We start from the raw sequence: 17,053 nt of genomic DNA on the forward strand, positions 1-17,053 counted from the left end.
GCGGGGGAGGGCGCGAACGCCTCGTCGTGCCCGACCAGGCGCAGCAGCACCTGGGCGGCGGTGGGCCGCCTGGCGGGGTCCTTGTCCAGCGCGGCGGCGACCAGGGCGCGCAGGTCGCCGTCCAGGCCGCCGAGGTCGGGCTCGTGGTGCAGGACGCGGTAGATGACGGCGGTGATGGAGTCGGAGCCGAACGGTGGGTGCCCGGTGGCGGCGAAGGTCATGGTGGCGCCCCAGGCGAACACGTCGGCGGGGGCGCCGACGTCCTCGCCGGTGACCTGCTCGGGCGCCATGTAGGCGGGGGTGCCGACGGGCCTGCTGCTGGTCGCGCTGGCGGCGTCCAGCACCCGGGAGAGCCCGAAGTCGATGACGCGGGGGCCGTCGGGGCCCAGCAGCACGTTGTGCGGCTTGAGGTCGCGGTGGACGATCCCGGCGCGGTGGATGGCGGCCAGCGCGCTGGCGGTGTTGACCGCCAGCCGCTCCAGCGCGCCGCCGGTGATGGGGCCCTCCCGGGTCACCTGCCGGGCGAGGGAGGGGCCGGGGACGTACTCGCTGACCAGGTAGGGGTTGTCGCCGGCCGCGTCGGCGTCCAGCACCTGCGCGGTGCAGAAGCGGGCGACCTGGCGGGCCACGGCGGTCTCCCGGACGAACCGGGCCCGCGCGGTGTCGTCGTCGTCGAACCGCACGTGCAGCAGCTTGACCGCGACCCGCTCGCCGCCGGGCCCGGTGCCGAGGAAGACGGTGCCCTGGCCGCCGGAGCCGAGCCGGCCGACCAGCTCGTACGCGCCCAGGCGCCGGGGGTCCTGCGCCTGCAGCGGCTGGGCGTCGGGCCGGTCTTCCGGCACGGGCTCTCCTTTTCGGTCCGGACGTATTGGACCCGTCGCATAATGCCATCAATCGCGCACCCTTACAGCAGACTCCACACCGTTCACCCGGGAACGACGGCGGCGCGGAGACCGCGCCGCCCCCGGTCCCGACGGGGACCGGGGGCGGATCAGGAATCGGAGAGGGAGGGGGCCGGGGGCCGGGGGCTCAGCCGGCGTCGCGGCGCCGCAGGTAGCGCTCGAACTCGCGGGCGATCGCGTCGCCGCTGGCCTCGGGCAGCTCGGTGGCGTCCTTCTGCTCCTCCAGCGTGCGCACGTACTCGGCGACCTCGGAGTCCTCCTCGGCCAGCTCGTTCACGCCGTTCTCCCAGGCGCGCGCCTCCTCGGGCAGCTCGCCCAGCGGGACGGTGACGTCGAGGAGGTCCTCCACGCGGCGCAGCAGCGCCAGGGTGGCCTTGGGGGAGGGGGGCTGGGCGACGTAGTGCGGCACGGCCGCCCACAGCGACACCGTGCTCAGATCGGCCTTGGCGCAGGCGTCCTGCAGGACGCCCAGGATACCGGTGGGCCCCTCGTAGCGGGTCGGCTCCAGGTGCAGGGTGGTGACCAGCCCGGCCTCGGAGGCGGCGCCGGTGACCGGGACGGGCCGGGTGTGCGGGGCGTCGGCCAGCAGCGCGCCCAGCAGCACGACGTTCTGCACGTTCAGCCGCAGCATCAGGCCGACCAGCTCGCGGCAGAACGAGCGCCACCGCATGTTGGGCTCGATGCCGTGCAGCAGCACGATGTCGCGGCCGGAGGGGAGCCGGGCCCAGGACACCCGGGTGGTGGGCCAGGTGATGCCGCGGCTCTCGCCGTCGCGCATCTCGATCAAAGGGCGGGTGACCTGGAAGTCGTAGTAGTCGTCCGGGTCGAGTTCGGCGATGGGAACCGCGTCCCAGGTCGACTCCAGATGCTGGATGACCCCGCTGGCGGCCTCCCCGGCGTCGTTCCACCCCTCAAAGGCGGCCACGAGCACCGGATCGACGAGTTCCGGCACGCTTTCGAGCTCGACCACGCGCTGCCTCCTTCCGACGTCGGGTACAGCGTCACCGCGAGGGCCGTCATTCCCGGGGTCGGGGTCCCGGGGCATGATCGGCGGCTGCCAGCCTACGTCCCGTGGGGGGACCTACCCCACCGTTCCGCCGCCCAGACCTCGGCGGGGCCGGGGCGGCGGACGGGGCGGTCACGATTGGGTCTCGCCGCGCGGCCCCATGATCGCAGGGGCGGGGGCCGCGGGTGGCGCGATCACTTCTTTCCGTCGGTGGTGTGCACGATGAGCACGTCGCAGGGCGAGCGGTGCGAGAGGTTGGCCGGGACCGAGCCGAGGATCCGCCCGGCCAGGCTGTTGAGGCCGCGGTTGCCGACGACCACCAGGTCGGCGTCGCGGTCCTTGGCCAGTTTGCTGATCACGTCGACGGCGTCGCCCTCCAGGGCCTGGTGCTCGATGTCCTTGGCGCCGGCGGCCACGGCGCGTTCGCGGGCGGCGCGCAGCGCGTCGTCGGCGGGCGTGGACCCCTGGACCTTGTAGGCCAGGTCGCCCAGGCGGTCGGCGGCGTTCTGCCGCTCCCGCTCGGGCATCGGGCTGTAGGCGGAGGCGAGCAGCAGCGTGGCGCCGGTGGCGGCGGCCAGCTGGGCGGCCCGGTCGACCGCGCGGAACGAGGAGTCCGAGCCGTCGGTGCCGACGAGGATGGTGCGGTACGCGCTCATGCCGCTCCTTACCGGGGAGTAGGTTGCAGGGAGGCACGCTATCCTCCCGATGACCCATCCGTCACGGGACATGCGCGCAGCGGAGGTGCGGATGTGACGGGCGCCTCTGCCCGTCCCCGCCGGCGGCGCCCTCCCGGCGGGCCCGCCCGGTTAGGCTTGGGCACCATGAGCACTCCCACATCGCAGTCACTGCGTCAGGCCCTCAAGCAACGCGTCGTCGTGGCCGACGGGGGCATGGGGACGATGCTCCAGGACGCTGGCCCGACCCTGGACGACTTCCAGGGGCACGAGGGCTGCAACGAGATCCTCAACGTCACCAGGCCCGACATCGTCCGCGGTGTCCACGCGGCCTACTTCGACGCGGGCGTCGACTGCGTGGAGACCAACACCTTCGGCGCCAATCTCGGCAACCTGGGCGAGTACGACATCACCGAACGGATCTTCGAGCTGGCCGAGGCCGGGGCCCGGCTGGCCCGCGAGGTCGCCGACTCCTACTCCACCCCCGACCGGCCGCGCTGGGTGATCGGCTCGGTCGGCCCCGGCACCAAGCTGCCCACGCTGGGGCACGTGCCGTTCGCCGTGCTGCGCGACGCCTACCAGCAGAACGCCGAGGGCCTCATCGCCGGCGGCGTCCAGGCCATCCTGGTGGAGACCTGCCAGGACCTGCTGCAGGCCAAGGCCGCGCTGATCGGCGCCAAGCGCGCCATCGCCGCCGCCGGCGCCGGCACGGTCCTGATCGGCCAGGTCACCATCGAGCAGAACGGCGCGATGCTGATGGGCTCGGAGATCGGCGCCGCGCTCACCGCGCTGGAGCCGCTCGACCTCGACCTGATCGGCCTCAACTGCGCCACCGGCCCGGCCGAGATGAGCGAGCACCTGCGCTACCTGGCCCGGCACGCCCGGATCGGGCTGTCGTGCATGCCCAACGCGGGCCTGCCCGAGCTGACCTCCGACGGCGCCCACTACCCGCTGACGCCCGGCGAGCTGGCCGACGCCCACGACACCTTCACCCGGGACTTCGGGCTGTCGCTGGTGGGCGGCTGCTGCGGCACCACCCCCGAGCACCTGCGCCAGGTGGTGGAGCGGGTCCGCGGCCGGGAGCCGGCCGAGCGCCGGCCCCGTCCCGAGAACGGCGCCGCCTCCCTCTACCAGCACGTCCCGTTCCGGCAGGACACCTCCTACCTGGCCATCGGCGAGCGCACCAACGCCAACGGCTCCAAGGCCTTCCGCGAGGCGATGCTGGAGCGGCGCTGGGACGACTGCGTCAAGATCGCCCGGGACCAGGCCCGGGACGGCGCGCACATGATCGACCTGTGCGTCGACTACGTCGGCCGCGACGGCGTGGCCGACATGAAGGAGCTGGCGTTCCGGTTCGCCACCGCCGCCACGCTGCCGATCGTGCTGGACTCCACCGAGACCCCGGTGGTCGAGGCCGGGCTGGAGATGCTCGGCGGCCGCGCCGTGGTCAACTCCGTCAGCTTCGAGGACGGCGACGGCGAGGACTCCAAGCTGCGCCGGCTGATGCCGATCGTCCGCGAGCACGGCGCCGCGATCGTGGTGATGTGCATCGACGAGGAGGGGCAGGCGCGCACCGCCGACTGGAAGGTGCGGGTCGCCGACCGGATGGTCGGGGAGCTGACCGGCAACTGGGGGATGCGGGTCGAGGACATCATCGTCGACTGCCTCACCTTCACCATCGGCACCGGCCAGGAGGAGTCGCGCCGGGACGCGGTGGAGACCATCGAGGCGATCCGCGAGCTCAAGCGCCTCCACCCCAACGTGCAGACCACGCTGGGGCTGTCCAACGTCTCCTTCGGCCTCAACCCGGCCGCGCGGATCGTGCTGAACTCGGTGTTCCTCAACGAGTGCGCCGACGCCGGGCTGGACTCGGCGATCGCGCACGCCTCCAAGATCCTGCCGATGGCGCGGATCCCCGAGGAACAGCGCAAGGTCGCCCTGGACCTGGTCTACGACCGCCGCACCGAGGGCTACGATCCGCTGCACCGGTTCATGGAGCTGTTCGAGGGCGTCGACACCGCGGCGATGAAGGCCGACCGGGCCGCCGAGCTGCTGGGGCTGCCGCTGTGGGAGCGGCTCAAGCGCCGCATCGTCGACGGCGAGCTGGACGGCCTCAACGCCGACCTGGACGAGGCCCTGGCCCAGCGGCCCGCCCTGGAGATCGTCAACGACGTGCTGCTGGACGGCATGAAGACGGTCGGCGAGCTGTTCGGGTCCGGGCAGATGCAGCTGCCGTTCGTGCTGCAGTCGGCCGAGGTCATGAAGACCGCCGTGGCCTACCTCGAGCCCCACATGGAGAAGTCCGACGACGACGGCGGCAAGGGCCGCATCGTGCTGGCCACCGTCAAGGGCGACGTCCACGACATCGGCAAGAACCTGGTCGACATCATCCTGTCCAACAACGGCTACGAGGTCGTCAACCTCGGCATCAAGCAGCCGATGTCGGCGATCCTGGAGGCCGCCCGCGACAAGCAGGCCGACGTGATCGGCATGTCCGGGCTGCTGGTGAAGTCCACCGTGATCATGAAGGAGAACCTGGAGGAGCTCAACTCCCGGGGCATGTCGGAGCGGTGGCCGGTGCTGCTGGGCGGCGCCGCCCTCACCCGCGCCTACGTCGAGCAGGACCTGGCCGAGCTGTTCGACGGCGAGGTCCGCTACGCCCGCGACGCGTTCGAGGGGCTGCGGCTGATGGACGCGTTCATGGCCGTCAAGCGCGGCGTGGCGGGCGCGGAGCTGCCGCCGCTGCGCGAGCGCCGGGTCAAGCGGCGCGGCGCCCGGTTCGAGGTGACCGAGCCGCAGGACATGCCGGCCCGGTCGGACGTGGCCGTCGACAACCGGCTGCCCGAGCCGCCGTTCTTCGGCGACCGGATCGTCAAGGGCATCCCGCTGAACGACTACGCGTCGTTCCTGGACGAGCGCGCGACGTTCATGGGCCAGTGGGGCCTCAAGCCCGCCCGCGGCGGCGACGGCCCCTCCTACGAGGAGCTGGTGGAGACCGAGGGCCGCCCGCGGCTGCGGATGTGGCTGGACCGGGTGCAGACCGAGGGGCTGATCGAGGCCGCCGTGGTGTACGGCTACTACCCGGCCGTCAGCGAGGGCGACGACCTGGTGCTGCTCAACGACGACGGGTCGGAGCGGGAGCGGTTCACCTTCCCCCGGCAGCGCCGCGACCGGCACCTGTGCCTGGCCGACTTCTTCCGCCCGCGCGAGTCCGGCGAGGTGGACGTGGCGGCGTTCCAGCTGGTCACCGTCGGCTCGAAGATCAGCCAGGCGACCGGGGAGCTGTTCGCCAAGAACGCCTACCGCGACTACCTGGAGCTGCACGGCCTGTCGGTGCAGCTGACCGAGGCGCTGATGGAGTACTGGCACACCCGGATCCGCTCGGAGCTGGGATTCGGCGGCGAGGACTCCGCCGAGGTGGAGGACTTCTTCAAGCTCGGCTACCGCGGCGCCCGGTTCTCCTTCGGCTACGCGGCCTGCCCCGACCTGGAGGACCGCGCCAAGCTGGTGCGGCTGCTGGACCCCGAGCGGGTGGGGGTGAGCCTGTCGGAGGAGCTGCAGCTGGTCCCCGAGCAGTCGGCCGACGCCCTGGTCGTCCACCACCCCGAGGCCAAGTACTTCAACACCTGAGGTACGCCGGCACCCGCGCCGCGGAGCGCGGCGATCCATCCGAACGACACTGGGGAAGCGTGTGAAGGGCGACGGCGGCCTGGGGGCCGTGCTGTTCGACATGGACGGCCTGCTGATCGATTCCGAGCGGCTGTGGCTGGAGGTCGAGACCGAGGTCATGGCGTGGCTGGGCGGCCCGTGGGGCCCCGAGCAGCAGGAGCACCTGGTCGGCGGCTCCCTGGACCGCGCGGCGGAGTACATGCTCGGCCTCACCGGCGCCGACGCCTCACCCGAGGAGGTGGGGCGCCGGATGCTGGACGGCATGGTGGAGCAGCTGGAGGCCGCCGTGCCGATGATGCCGGGCGCCAAGGAACTGCTGGCCGAGATCCGCGCGGCGGGGGTGCCCGCGGCGCTGGTGTCCTCCAGCCACCGGCGGCTGATCGAGCCGGTCCTGGACGCGGTGGGCCGCGAGCACTTCGTCCTGAGCGTCGCGGGCGACGAGGTGTCCAGGACCAAGCCCGACCCCGAGCCGTACCTGACGGCGGCGTCGCGGCTGGGCCTGGAGCCGGGCCGCTGCGTGGTGCTGGAGGACTCGCCGAACGGGGTGGCGGCCGCGGAGGCGGCGGGCTGCGTGACGGTGGCGGTGCCGTGCGTGCTGCCGATCCCCGCCGCGCCGGGCCGGACCGTCGTCGAATCGTTGCACGAGATTGACCTCTCCAGGCTCCGCGCCCTGGTCCCCTGACCGGCCCCCGCGACTGCGACCCCCGGGGGCCGGGCCGGCACCCGGGGCCCTGATACCTGAGCGGGCGGTCCCTAGGGGACGGATCACGCGGAAGGATGAGGCCGGCGGTGCGGGAAACCGTCCGCCGGGAGGAGCGGGAACCCGCCGGGGCGTGTGACGATGGAGGGAGCACGACCGCGGGAGAGTGAGGGGCCGGCATGACCGACGCGACCATTTTCGCCATCAGCCTGGGGATCACGCTGCTCGGGCTGGTCATCAGCTGGGGCGTCTACCGGCGCCGCGGCCTGGCCTCGGGCATGCGCGGGGCCGCCTGGTCGCTGGTGCCGGTGGCGGCGACCATGACGGGCGTGACGGCGTTCTTCGTCGACCTGGCGACCTTCAGCGCGACGAAGTGGGCGGGCGCCGCCATCGCGGGCGTGGCCGTCCTGCTGTACCTGACCTCGGGGGTCATGCTCGCCCGCCGCGCCGGCGCGGCGCCGGGCAAGCCGGCCGCGGGCGGCCGGGAGGAGCCCAAGGCGGCCGGGAAGCGGGCGCCCAAGGCCACCAAGCCGATTCAGGCCGCGGGCCCGGCGGCCGACCCGGAGATGGCGGAGATCGAGGAGATCCTCCGCAACCGCGGCATCAAGTAGCCGCCCCTCCCGCCGAGAGACAGAGCGAGCCAGAGCCGGAGCCCGGGCCCGGGCCGGAAACCCGGGCCCGGGCCGGCGCCGTACCGCCCGCGCCGTATCGCCCGCGCCCTGCCGCCCGCGCTCTGTCAGGTGCTCAGTAAGGGTCGCCTGTCACGCCGCCTGCGGCGGGCGGCCCCGGCACCCGCGGCCCCGCGCACGATCCCGGTCGTCCTTTGCCACATACGTCACATCGGGCCGGGGAGGCACACCGTTCACCGGTGGCCTCCCCGGCCCGTGGTTTTGCCGCGGCAGCCCGCTGACCTGCGCACGATCGGTATCGAATCGGACTCAGTCCGGTAAAGCTTCCCGGTCTAGACCGGTTCGCCGTTGCGCCGCACTCGGTTGCGGTGCGTACTATTCGGGCGCTTTGCCTGTGCATTGTGCGGATCGCATGTGCCCGAGATGACGACGAGATCACAAGTCAGATACGGGTACTGGCACAGCCCGCTTCACGGATGGACAGTCGTCCCCGAAGGACTAGGTTTCCCTCCAGCAAACGCGGCGTAACGGGCGCGGACGGTGGACGATCTCCGCCGCCGCGCCGGGTTGGGCCGGTTGTGGCGTGGCCGAGGGGTAGGAGGTACGGAGCGTGACCGCACCGATCGAGGTGTCCGGGTCGGACAAGGAGGCCCAGCCCGAGGCCGTGCTCAAGGGCGTCGGCGGCAAGGCCATCCAGGGACGTTCGCTCGGTCAGATCGCCTGGATGCGGCTGCGCCGCGACAAGGTCGCGATGATCGGCGGGATCCTGATCATCGTGCTGATCCTGATGGCCGTGTTCGCCCCGCTGATCGTCAAGCTTCTCGGGCACCCGCCCAACGAGTACCACCAGGAGCTGCTGGACCCGACCTTCGGCGCTCCCAACGAGCCGATGGGCGGGATGAGCGGCGAGTTCCTGTTCGGCCTCGAGCCCAACACCGGCCGCGACCTGTTCAGCCGGATCGTCTACGGCGCGCGGGTGTCGCTGCTGGTCGGGTTCCTGGCCACGGTGGTGGCGGCGGTCATCGGCACCGCGGCGGGCGTGGTGGCCGGCTACTTCGGCGGCTGGGTCGACTCCGTGATCGCCCGGCTGATGGACGTGTTCCTGGCGTTCCCGCTGCTGCTGTTCTCCATCGCCGTGGTCGGGGTCATCCCCGACTCGATGCTCGGGCTGACCGGCAACGGGCTGCGGATCGGGGTGCTGGTGTTCGTCATCGGCTTCTTCGGCTGGCCCTACATCGGCCGGATCGTCCGCGGCCAGACCCTTTCGCTGCGCGAGCGCGAGTTCGTCGACGCCGCCCGCAGCATGGGCGCGCGCGGCCCGTACATCATCGTCCGCGAGATCCTGCCGAACCTGGTGGCGCCGATCCTGGTGTACGCCACGCTGATGATCCCGACGAACATCCTGTTCGAGGCGGCACTGTCGTTCCTGGGCGTCGGGATCGAGCCGCCCACGCCGTCCTGGGGCGGGATGCTGACCACGGCGATCCAGACCTACCAGGTCGCGCCCTACTTCGTGGTCATCCCCGGCCTCGCGATCTTCGTCACCGTCATGGCGTTCAACATCTTCGGTGACGGGCTGCGTGACGCTCTCGACCCTCGGACCCGCTGACCCTCGCGGGGACCGAACGTCATTAGTGAAAGGGAACTCATGAAAAGGCCCAAGGTTCTGACCGCCGCGGCGGCCGGTGCCGTCGCGCTGAGTCTGGGACTGTCCGCCTGCGGCGGCGGTGACGACGACCAGGGTAGCGGCACCAAGGTCAGCAACGCCGCCATCGGCAAGGTCCACAACGCCTCGGACAAGCGGGGCGGGACGCTGAAGATGGCGACCAGCTCGGACATCGACTCCACCGACCCGGGCAACATGTACTACGCCTGGGCCAACAACTTCACCCGGCTGTACTCCCGGATGCTGCTCACCTACCCGGCCAAGCCGGGCCCCGAGGGCTTCAAGCCGGTGCCGGACGTCGCCGAGGCGCTCGGCACGCCCAACGCCGAGAAGACCGAGTGGACCTACAAGCTGCGGCGCGGGCTGAAGTACGAGGACGGTTCGGAGATCCGGGCCAAGGACGTCAAGTACGCCGTCGCCCGCACCTTCGACCGCGGCGTGCTGCGCAACGGCCCCAGCTACTTCTCCCAGCTGCTGGACGCCGACGGGTACAAGGGTCCCTACAAGGACAAGAACCTCGACAACTTCAAGGGCGTGTCGACCCCCGACGACTACACCCTGGTGTTCCACCTGAAGGACCCGTTCGCCGAGTTCAACGAGCTGGTGACCTTCAGCGGGCAGACCGCGCCGGTGCCGCAGGCCAAGGACCAGGGCGAGCGTTACGGCCTGCACCCGTTCTCCTCGGGCCCCTACAAGTGGCAGGCCGACTACCAGCCCGGCAAGGGCGGCACGCTGGTCCGCAACGACCAGTGGGACCAGTCGACCGACCCCAACCGCAAGCAGCTGCCCGACCAGATCCAGCTGATCGCGGGAATGAACCAGGACGAGCTGGACAACCAGCTGCTGGCCGGCCAGATCCACGTGGACCTGCCGGGCACCGGTGTGGCCGACAACGGCCGCAAGACGCTGCTGTCGAGTGCCGACCACCGCAACAACGCCGACAACCCTCCCGGCGGCTTCACCTGGTACCTCCCGATCAACATCAAGCAGATCCCCAACATCGACTGCCGCCGCGCGATCGTGTGGGCGACCAACCGTGACGCGCTGTGGCGCGCCTACGGCGGCGACGTCGGCGGCGAGCTGGCGACCTCGATCATGCCTCCGAACATCGAGGGCCGCCAGAAGGGCAACGACCACTACACCAAGGCGCAGGTCGGCTACACCGGCGACGTGGCCAAGGCCAAGGAGGCCCTGACCAAGTGCGGGCAGCCCAACGGCTTCGAGACCAAGATGGTCTACCGCAGTGACCGCCTCAAGGAGAAGGCCGTCGCCGAGGCGATGCAGGCGTCGCTGGCCCGCGTCGGCATCAAGCTGACCCTGCAGGGCTACCCGGCCAACACCTACACCAACGACCAGTTCGGTTCCCCGTCGTTCGTCGCCAAGGAGAAGATCGGCCTGGGCACCTACGGCTGGCACGCCGACTGGCCGACCGGCTACGGCTACCTGCAGGCGCTGACCGACGGGAAGGCGATCGTCGACTCCGGCAACGCCAACCCCTCGGAGTGGGACGACGCGCAGATCAACAAGCAGTGGAACGACGTGGTGAAGGTCCAGGACCCGGCGCAGCGCGCCCAGGTCTACAACCAGATCGACGACAAGTTCCGCGAGCAGGCCCTGGCCCTCCCGAACGTGTACGCCAAGTCCCTGCTCTTCCGGCCCTCCACGCTGACCAACGTGTTCTTCCACGAGGGCTTCGGGATGTACAACTACTCGACCCTGGGACTGAGCGGCTAGAGCGCGCCCTGGTCGACTCGCTGAACGAAAGCAGGTGAAGGCAGCGGGCGGCCTCCCGGGGCGACACCCCGGGCGGCCGCCCATCGCCGCAGACCGTGATCGCATATATCGTTCGCCGGCTGGTGGGCGCGGTCGCCCTGATGCTGGTCATCAGCGCGGTGACCTTCTCGATCTTCTTTCTGCTGCCCCGCGTGGCCGGTACCACCAGCGATGATCTCGCCTCCCGGTTCGCGGGGAAGGCGCCCACGCCCGAGACCGTCCAGGCCGTCAAGGAGCGGTTCGGGTTCGACGACCCGATCGCGGTCCAGTACGGGCGGTTCGTCAAGGGCGTGGTGGCCGGCGACACCTACGACACCGGCACCACCAAGATCGACTGCCCGGCGCCGTGCTTCGGGTACTCCTTCCGCACCAACACCAACGTCACCGACCAGCTGGTCGACCGGCTCCCGGTGACGCTGTCGCTGGTGGTGGGCGCGGCGGTGATCTGGCTGGTGATCGGGATCTCGATCGGCGTGCTGTCGGCGCTGCGCCGCGGGTCGTTCTTCGACCGCGCGGCGATGCTGGTGGCGCTGGCCGGCGTGTCGCTGCCCATCTTCTTCACCGGGCTGCTGTCGTTGACGTTCGTGGTGCACGAGTGGGGGCTGCTGCCACCGGTCAGATACACCGGTTTCCTGGACAACCCGTTCGCGTGGGCGGGTAATCTCATCTTGCCCTGGGTGACGCTGGCATTCCTGTACGCGGCGATGTACGCGCGGATGACCAGGGCGGGGATGCTCGAGACGCTGAACGAGGACTACATCCGCACGGCCCGGGCCAAGGGCCTGCCGGAGAGCACGGTGATCAGCAGGCATGCGCTGCGGGCCAGCCTGACGCCGCTGCTGACGCTGTTCGGGCTGGACATCGGGCTGCTGCTGGGCGGCGCGGTGCTGACCGAGCGGACCTTCTCGCTGGCGGGGCTGGGCCGGCTGGCGCTGGACGGGGTGATCGGCAGCGACCTGCCGGTGGTGCTGGGCGTGGTGACGGTCGCGGCGCTGTTCATCGTCCTGGCCAACCTGGTCGTCGACATCCTCTACGGGATCGTGGACCCGAGGGTGAGGCACAGCTGATGGCGGTGGAGGAGCAGACGGGAGGCGCGGTGCACACCGGAGACGCGGGGGAGGACCCCAGGTCCTTCCTGGACGTGCGGGACCTGCGCATCCATTTCCCGACCGACGACGGGCTGGTCAAGTCGGTGGACGGGCTGTCGTTCCGGCTGGACCGGGGCCGCACGCTGGGCATCGTGGGCGAGTCCGGTTCGGGCAAGAGCGTGACGAGCCTGGGCATCCTGGGCCTGCACAACCGCCGCAACGCGCGGGTGTCGGGCGAGATCTGGCTCAACGGCGAGGAGCTGGTGGGCGCCACGCCCGACCGGGTGCGGCGGCTGCGCGGCCGGCACATGGCGATGATCTTCCAGGATCCGCTGTCGTCGATGCACCCGTTCTACACGGTGGGCCAGCAGATCATCGAGGCGTACCGGGTCCACAACAAGGTGTCCAAGCAGGTGGCGCGCAAGCACGCCGTGGACATGCTGGGTCGGGTGGGGATCCCCAGGCCGGACCGGCGGGTGGACGACTACCCGCACCAGTTCTCCGGCGGGATGCGGCAGCGCGCGATGATCGCGATGGCGCTGTCGTGCGACCCCGAGCTGCTGATCGCCGACGAGCCCACCACGGCGCTGGACGTGACCGTGCAGGCGCAGATCCTGGATCTGATCCGGGACCTGCAGCAGGAGTTCAACTCCGCGATCATCATGATCACCCACGATCTCGGGGTGGTCGCCGAGCTGTCGGACGACATCCTGGTGATGTACGGCGGCCGGTGCGTGGAGTACGGCGGGGTCGAGGACGTCTTCCACCGTCCCGAGCACCCCTACACCTGGGGGCTGCTGGGGTCGATGCCGCGGCTGGACCGGCCGCCGGCGGAGCGGCTGATGCCGATCAAGGGCACCCCGCCGAGCCTGATCAACCTGCCGCCGGGGTGCGCGTTCCATCCGCGCTGCGCCTATGAGGGGCAGACCGAGGGCAGGAGCACCACCGAGCGTCCCGAGCTGGTGGAGACCGCGCCGGGGCACAGCGTGGCCTGCCATCTGGCGGCCGAGCGGCGGCGCCGGATCTGGACCGACGAGATCGCTCCCAAGCTGTGACGGGGAGCAGTGGAGACATGGTGAGCACTTCCGACGACAGGGACCCCGAGGAGGCCGCGGTCCGTGACCCGGCCGGGCCCGAGGACGATCCGGAGGAGGGCGGCGCGTCCGCGGTGCCGCTGGCCAAGGAGTCGCCCGGCGGGGGCGGCGCCCGCGGGGAGGTGCTGCTGGAGGTCGACGGCCTCGGCAAGCACTTCCCGGTGACGGCCGGGCTGCTGCGCCGCCAGGTCGCGGCGGTCAAGGCCGTGGACGGGGTGTCGTTCTCGGTGCGCAAGGGCGAGACGCTGGGCCTGGTGGGCGAGTCGGGCTGCGGCAAGACCACCACCGGCCGCATGATCATGCGGCTGCTGGATCCGAGCTTCGGGTCGATCTCCTTCGAGGGGCAGGACATCACCCGGCTGTCCCAGAAGCGGATGCGGCCGCTGCGCCGCGACCTGCAGATGATCTTCCAGGATCCGTACTCGTCGCTGAACCCGCGGCAGACGGTCGGGTCGATCGTCGGCGCGGCGTTCCGGCTGCAGAAGATCCAGACCGAGCAGGGGGTGAAGAAGGCCGTCCAGGAGCTGCTGGAGCTGGTGGGCCTCAACCCCGAGCACTACAACCGGTACCCGCACGAGTTCTCCGGCGGCCAGCGGCAGCGGATCGGGATCGCGCGGACGCTGGCGCTGCGGCCCAAGCTGATCGTGGCCGACGAGCCGGTGTCGGCGCTGGACGTGTCGGTGCAGGCGCAGGTGGTGAACCTGCTGGAGGACCTGCAGGACGAGCTGGACCTGACCTACGTGGTGATCGCGCACGACCTGTCGGTGGTGCGGCACATCTCCGACCGGGTCGCGGTGATGTACCTGGGCAAGATCGTGGAGATCGCCGACCGCGACGACCTGTACCAGCGGCCGATGCACCCGTACACCAACGCGCTGCTGTCGGCGGTGCCGGTGCCCGACCCCTCGCAGCGGGAGGACCGCGAGCGGATCCGGCTGCAGGGCGATGTGCCCAGCCCGCTGGACCCGCCGCCGGCGTGCCGGTTCCACACCCGGTGCTGGAAGGCGCAGGACATCTGCAAGCAGGTGGAGCCGCCGCTGGTGGAGTTGAGCCCGGGGCATCAGGCGGCGTGCCATTTCCCGGAGAACACCACGGTCAGCGCGACGGACCTGGTGGCGGCGCAGTCGGCGGCGGCCAAGGGCGCCGTGGGCGACCAGCCGCCGCTGAAGGGCAAGGCCGACGACTGACCGGCCGTCCGGTGGACCGGCACCCGCGGCGACGGGTGCCGGTCTTCTTCCTTTCCGCCGGTGGGGGCGCGCGCGGGGTCAGGCGGGGCGGGCGAGGAACCGGCCGCGGGCGTCGTCGAGGCGGCGCGAGGTGAAGGTGTGCGTCCAGACGCGTTCGCCCATGCGGTAGCGGACGCCGTCGTGCTCCCACGCGGAGGGGGCGGCGTCGAACCTTTCGGGGGTCTCGCGCTGGACGATCAGGGCGCCCCCGGGCGCCAGGACGGCGGCGCCGGGCGGCGGCGCCGCGCCGGATCATCCCCCGTCTCGCCGATCGTCGGTGTGGGTGCGGGCGAGGGCGTCGCCGAGCGGGGTGCGGCGGTACAGGACGGTGCGGCCGGAGCGGGCGCGGTCCAGGAGCCCGGCGCGGCGCAGCACGGCCAGGTGGTCGCCGGCGGCGCCGACGGCGATGTCGAGCGAGCGGGCGAGCTGGGTGGTGCCGGCGGGTTCGTCGAGGGCGAGCAGGACGCGGGCGCGGGTGCGGCCCAGGAGGTCGGCGAGGGCGCCGGGCGCGGTGCGCGCTGGCGTCTGCCAGAGGACGGCGGTGCCGCGGGCGGGGTAGAGGAGCGCGTGCGGCCAGGGCGCCTCGGTGTGGGCGGCGACGCGGGGCCCCAGGAACGCCGAGGGGATGAGCAGCAGGCCGCGGCCGCCGAGGGCGATCGTGTCCTCGTCGTGGACGTGCAGTTCGATGCCCCGGTCGCGCCAGCGGACGCCGGTGTGCAGGTCGTCGAGGGCGGCCTCCCAGCCGCCCTGCCCGAGGCGCCCGGCGCGGTGCAGGACGTCGCGTTCGCACAGGGCGCGCAGCTGGGGCCAGCGGGGGGCCAGCAGTTCGCGCCACGCGGTGCCGAGGGTGTCGGCGATGACGGTGACGACGTCGTCGCGGGCGAGGGCGGCGGCGGTGCGCGCGCTGGGGGCGGGGCGGTGGGCCAGGGACCGGGCGATCTCCCGGCGTGCCAGGTCCAACGGGGTGGCGCGGACCTGGTCGAGGTCGTCCTCGATCGTCTGGGCGAGGCCGAGCCGGGGCGGCGGGGAGGCGAAGGTGGCGCCCTGCCAGGGGGAGTGCAGGGCCAGGACGGCCTCCAGCGGCGTGCCGGCGCGCAGCTCGCCGAACACCGGGCGGAGCCGGGCCGACCAGGCCGTCGGCAGCCGACCGGGCAGGCCGTCCAGGGCGCGCAGCAGGCAGTTCAGCTCGAACAGCGGGGACAGCGCGAACCGGCTGTGCAGCAGGTCCTCGGTGTCGACCTCGAAACGGATCACGCCGGCCGAGCCTAGGCGGCCTTTCGCCGTGGGACGTAACGATGGCGCGGTCGCCACCGGTGCCGGATGCTGCGGGCCATGACGAAGGATCCGGGCCGGGCGACCTACCGGCGGGTGCTGGCCGAACCCCGCTTCCGGGTGCTGTTCGCGACGCGGTCCCTGGCGATCGCGGCGGACACGCTGCGGATGGTGGCGCTGTCGGTGCTGGTGTACGCGCGGACCGGGTCGCCGATGCTGGCCGCGGTGGCGTTCGGGATCGGGTTCCTGCCGCAGGTGGTCGGCGGGGCGCTGCTGGGGGCGCTGGCCGACCGGTTGCGCCCCAGGCCGCTGGTCGCGGGCGTGTACGCGCTGGAGGCGGTGGTCGCGGCGGTGCTGGCGCTGGCGGATCCGCCGGTCGCGGCGGCGCTGGTGCTGGTGGCGGTGGTGGCGTGCGTGACGCCGGTGATGTCGGGCGCGGTGTACCGCGTGGCGGCCGAGGTGCTGCCGGGCGAGCAGTACGTGCTGGGCCGGTCGCTGATGATGATCGCGGCGTCGGTGGCGCAGCTGCTGGGGCTGGCGTTCGGCGGGGTGGCGGTGGCGGCGCTGGGGCCGCAGCGGGCGCTGCTGGTGGCGTGCGGGGTGTACGCGGTGGCGGCGGTGCTGGTCCGGGTGACGCTGGGGGACCTGCCGCCGTCGCCCGCGGCGGGGGAGCGGCGCGGGGCGGTGCTGGGGGCGAGCTGGGCGGCGAACCGGCGGCTTCTGGGGGACCGGGCGGTGCGGGTGATGCTGCTGGCGCAGTGCCTGCCGGTGGCGTTCGCGGCGGGCGCCGAGAGCCTCCTGATCCCCTACGCGCAGGTGCGGGGGCACGGGGAGGGGACGGGCGCGTTCCTGCTGGCGTGCCTGCCGGTGGGGATGATGGCGGGGAACGTGGTCGCCGGGCGGATGCTGGCCGCCGCGACCCGGGAGCGCCTGGTGGTGCCGCTGATGGTCCTGCTCGGGCTGCCGCTGCTGCCGCTGGCGGCCGACGTCCCGCTCGCGGCGGCCGCGGCGCTGCTGCTGGTGACGGGGACGGGTTACGCCTATGAGCTGGGGATCCAGCGGCGGTTCGTGGACGCGGTGCCGGAGAGCGCGCGGGGCCAGGCGTTCGGGCTGCTGTCGACCGGCATGATGACGCTGCAGGGCCTGGGCCCGGTGCTGTTCGGCGCGGTCGCCGAGGTGGCCGGGGTGGGCGCCGCGATCGCGTCGGCCGGCGCCGTGACGGTGGCGGTGGCCCTGTGCCTACGCGCCCCCCTGACCCCGCTCCGCTGAACGCCCGCACCCCCCGGCCGGTCGGCCGGGGGGTGCGGGTCAGGGGGCCGGGATGCGGACGCCTCGCGCGATCGGGATCGCGCGA

At 72.2% G+C, this 17,053-nt stretch carries 13 protein-coding genes; 9 read left to right on the plus strand and 4 right to left on the minus strand.

Translation table 11 applies throughout. From position 1 onward, the window contains the following. From ACFPZN_RS53150 to ACFPZN_RS53160, 3 genes are all read right to left on the minus strand, one after another. Nucleotides 1–842, minus strand: an 842-nt coding sequence (locus ACFPZN_RS53150) for a serine/threonine-protein kinase (RefSeq protein WP_378292486.1), incomplete at its 3' end; no start/stop codon positions are given. A gap of 187 nt (nucleotides 843–1,029) precedes the next feature. Then, complete coding sequence (locus ACFPZN_RS53155) at nucleotides 1,030–1,872, minus strand: PAC2 family protein (RefSeq protein WP_378292488.1); 843 nt, start codon at nucleotides 1,870–1,872, stop codon at nucleotides 1,030–1,032. A 230-nt stretch (nucleotides 1,873–2,102) separates the two neighbouring features. After that, nucleotides 2,103–2,564 carry a universal stress protein gene (locus ACFPZN_RS53160; protein ID WP_378292490.1) on the minus strand — a complete coding sequence of 154 codons (462 nt, stop codon included), beginning with the start codon at nucleotides 2,562–2,564 and terminating at the stop codon, nucleotides 2,103–2,105. 165 nt (nucleotides 2,565–2,729) lie between these two features. Between ACFPZN_RS53160 and metH the strand changes: the two genes are divergently transcribed. The 8 genes from metH to ACFPZN_RS53200 all read left to right on the plus strand — a co-directional run bounded on the left by metH (nucleotide 2,730) and on the right by ACFPZN_RS53200 (nucleotide 14,388). Further along, the gene (metH, locus tag ACFPZN_RS53165; RefSeq protein ID WP_378292492.1) at nucleotides 2,730–6,212 is read left to right on the plus strand and encodes a methionine synthase; all 3,483 of its coding nucleotides are present in this window, start codon (nucleotides 2,730–2,732) and stop codon (nucleotides 6,210–6,212) included. Between the two features lie 61 nt (nucleotides 6,213–6,273). Continuing rightward, on the plus strand, nucleotides 6,274–6,933 hold the full coding sequence (locus tag ACFPZN_RS53170) for an HAD family hydrolase (protein WP_378292494.1): 660 nt from the start codon (nucleotides 6,274–6,276) through the stop codon (nucleotides 6,931–6,933). A gap of 197 nt (nucleotides 6,934–7,130) precedes the next feature. After that, nucleotides 7,131–7,562 carry a hypothetical protein gene (locus ACFPZN_RS53175; RefSeq protein WP_378292496.1) on the plus strand — a complete coding sequence of 144 codons (432 nt, stop codon included), beginning with the start codon at nucleotides 7,131–7,133 and terminating at the stop codon, nucleotides 7,560–7,562. A gap of 628 nt (nucleotides 7,563–8,190) precedes the next feature. Further along, a complete protein-coding gene (locus ACFPZN_RS53180; protein WP_378292498.1) occupies nucleotides 8,191–9,189 on the plus strand; it encodes an ABC transporter permease in 999 nt (332 codons plus the stop codon). Between the two features lie 39 nt (nucleotides 9,190–9,228). Further along, nucleotides 9,229–10,980 (plus strand): ABC transporter substrate-binding protein, encoded by a 1,752-nt coding sequence (locus ACFPZN_RS53185; protein WP_378292500.1) that lies wholly within the window; start codon nucleotides 9,229–9,231, stop codon nucleotides 10,978–10,980. Between the two features lie 95 nt (nucleotides 10,981–11,075). Then, complete coding sequence (locus ACFPZN_RS53190) at nucleotides 11,076–12,086, plus strand: ABC transporter permease (protein ID WP_378292502.1); 1,011 nt, start codon at nucleotides 11,076–11,078, stop codon at nucleotides 12,084–12,086. Next, complete coding sequence (locus ACFPZN_RS53195; protein WP_378292504.1) at nucleotides 12,086–13,162, plus strand: ABC transporter ATP-binding protein; 1,077 nt, start codon at nucleotides 12,086–12,088, stop codon at nucleotides 13,160–13,162. The genes ACFPZN_RS53190 and ACFPZN_RS53195 overlap by 1 nt, the downstream gene beginning before the upstream one ends. Before the next feature lie 113 nt (nucleotides 13,163–13,275). After that, nucleotides 13,276–14,388, plus strand: coding sequence for an ABC transporter ATP-binding protein (locus ACFPZN_RS53200; RefSeq protein ID WP_378292511.1), 1,113 nt, complete (start codon nucleotides 13,276–13,278; stop codon nucleotides 14,386–14,388). A gap of 291 nt (nucleotides 14,389–14,679) precedes the next feature. On the opposite strand, the gene ACFPZN_RS53205 is transcribed toward ACFPZN_RS53200, so the two are convergent. Beyond that, entirely contained in the window at nucleotides 14,680–15,681 is a 1,002-nt protein-coding gene (locus ACFPZN_RS53205) for a winged helix-turn-helix domain-containing protein (protein WP_378292507.1), read from the minus strand. A gap of 78 nt (nucleotides 15,682–15,759) precedes the next feature. Between ACFPZN_RS53205 and ACFPZN_RS53210 the strand changes: the two genes are divergently transcribed. Next, on the plus strand, nucleotides 15,760–16,968 hold the full coding sequence (locus tag ACFPZN_RS53210) for an MFS transporter (RefSeq protein WP_378292509.1): 1,209 nt from the start codon (nucleotides 15,760–15,762) through the stop codon (nucleotides 16,966–16,968). The last annotated feature ends 85 nt before the right edge of the window (nucleotides 16,969–17,053 follow it).

It is taken from the genome of Actinomadura rugatobispora, assembly GCF_042656285.1.
GTDB lineage: Bacteria > Actinomycetota > Actinomycetes > Streptosporangiales > Streptosporangiaceae > Spirillospora > Spirillospora rugatobispora.

Coding starts and splice junctions, on each gene's coding strand:
- ACFPZN_RS53160 (WP_378292490.1), bottom strand. CDS start 2,564: ATGAGCGCGTACCGCACCATCCTCGTCGGCACCGACGGCTCGGACTCC.
- metH (WP_378292492.1), top strand. CDS start 2,730: ATGAGCACTCCCACATCGCAGTCACTGCGTCAGGCCCTCAAGCAACGC.
- ACFPZN_RS53175 (WP_378292496.1), top strand. CDS start 7,131: ATGACCGACGCGACCATTTTCGCCATCAGCCTGGGGATCACGCTGCTC.
- ACFPZN_RS53185 (WP_378292500.1), top strand. CDS start 9,229: ATGAAAAGGCCCAAGGTTCTGACCGCCGCGGCGGCCGGTGCCGTCGCG.
- ACFPZN_RS53195 (WP_378292504.1), top strand. CDS start 12,086: ATGGCGGTGGAGGAGCAGACGGGAGGCGCGGTGCACACCGGAGACGCG.
- ACFPZN_RS53210 (WP_378292509.1), top strand. CDS start 15,760: ATGACGAAGGATCCGGGCCGGGCGACCTACCGGCGGGTGCTGGCCGAA.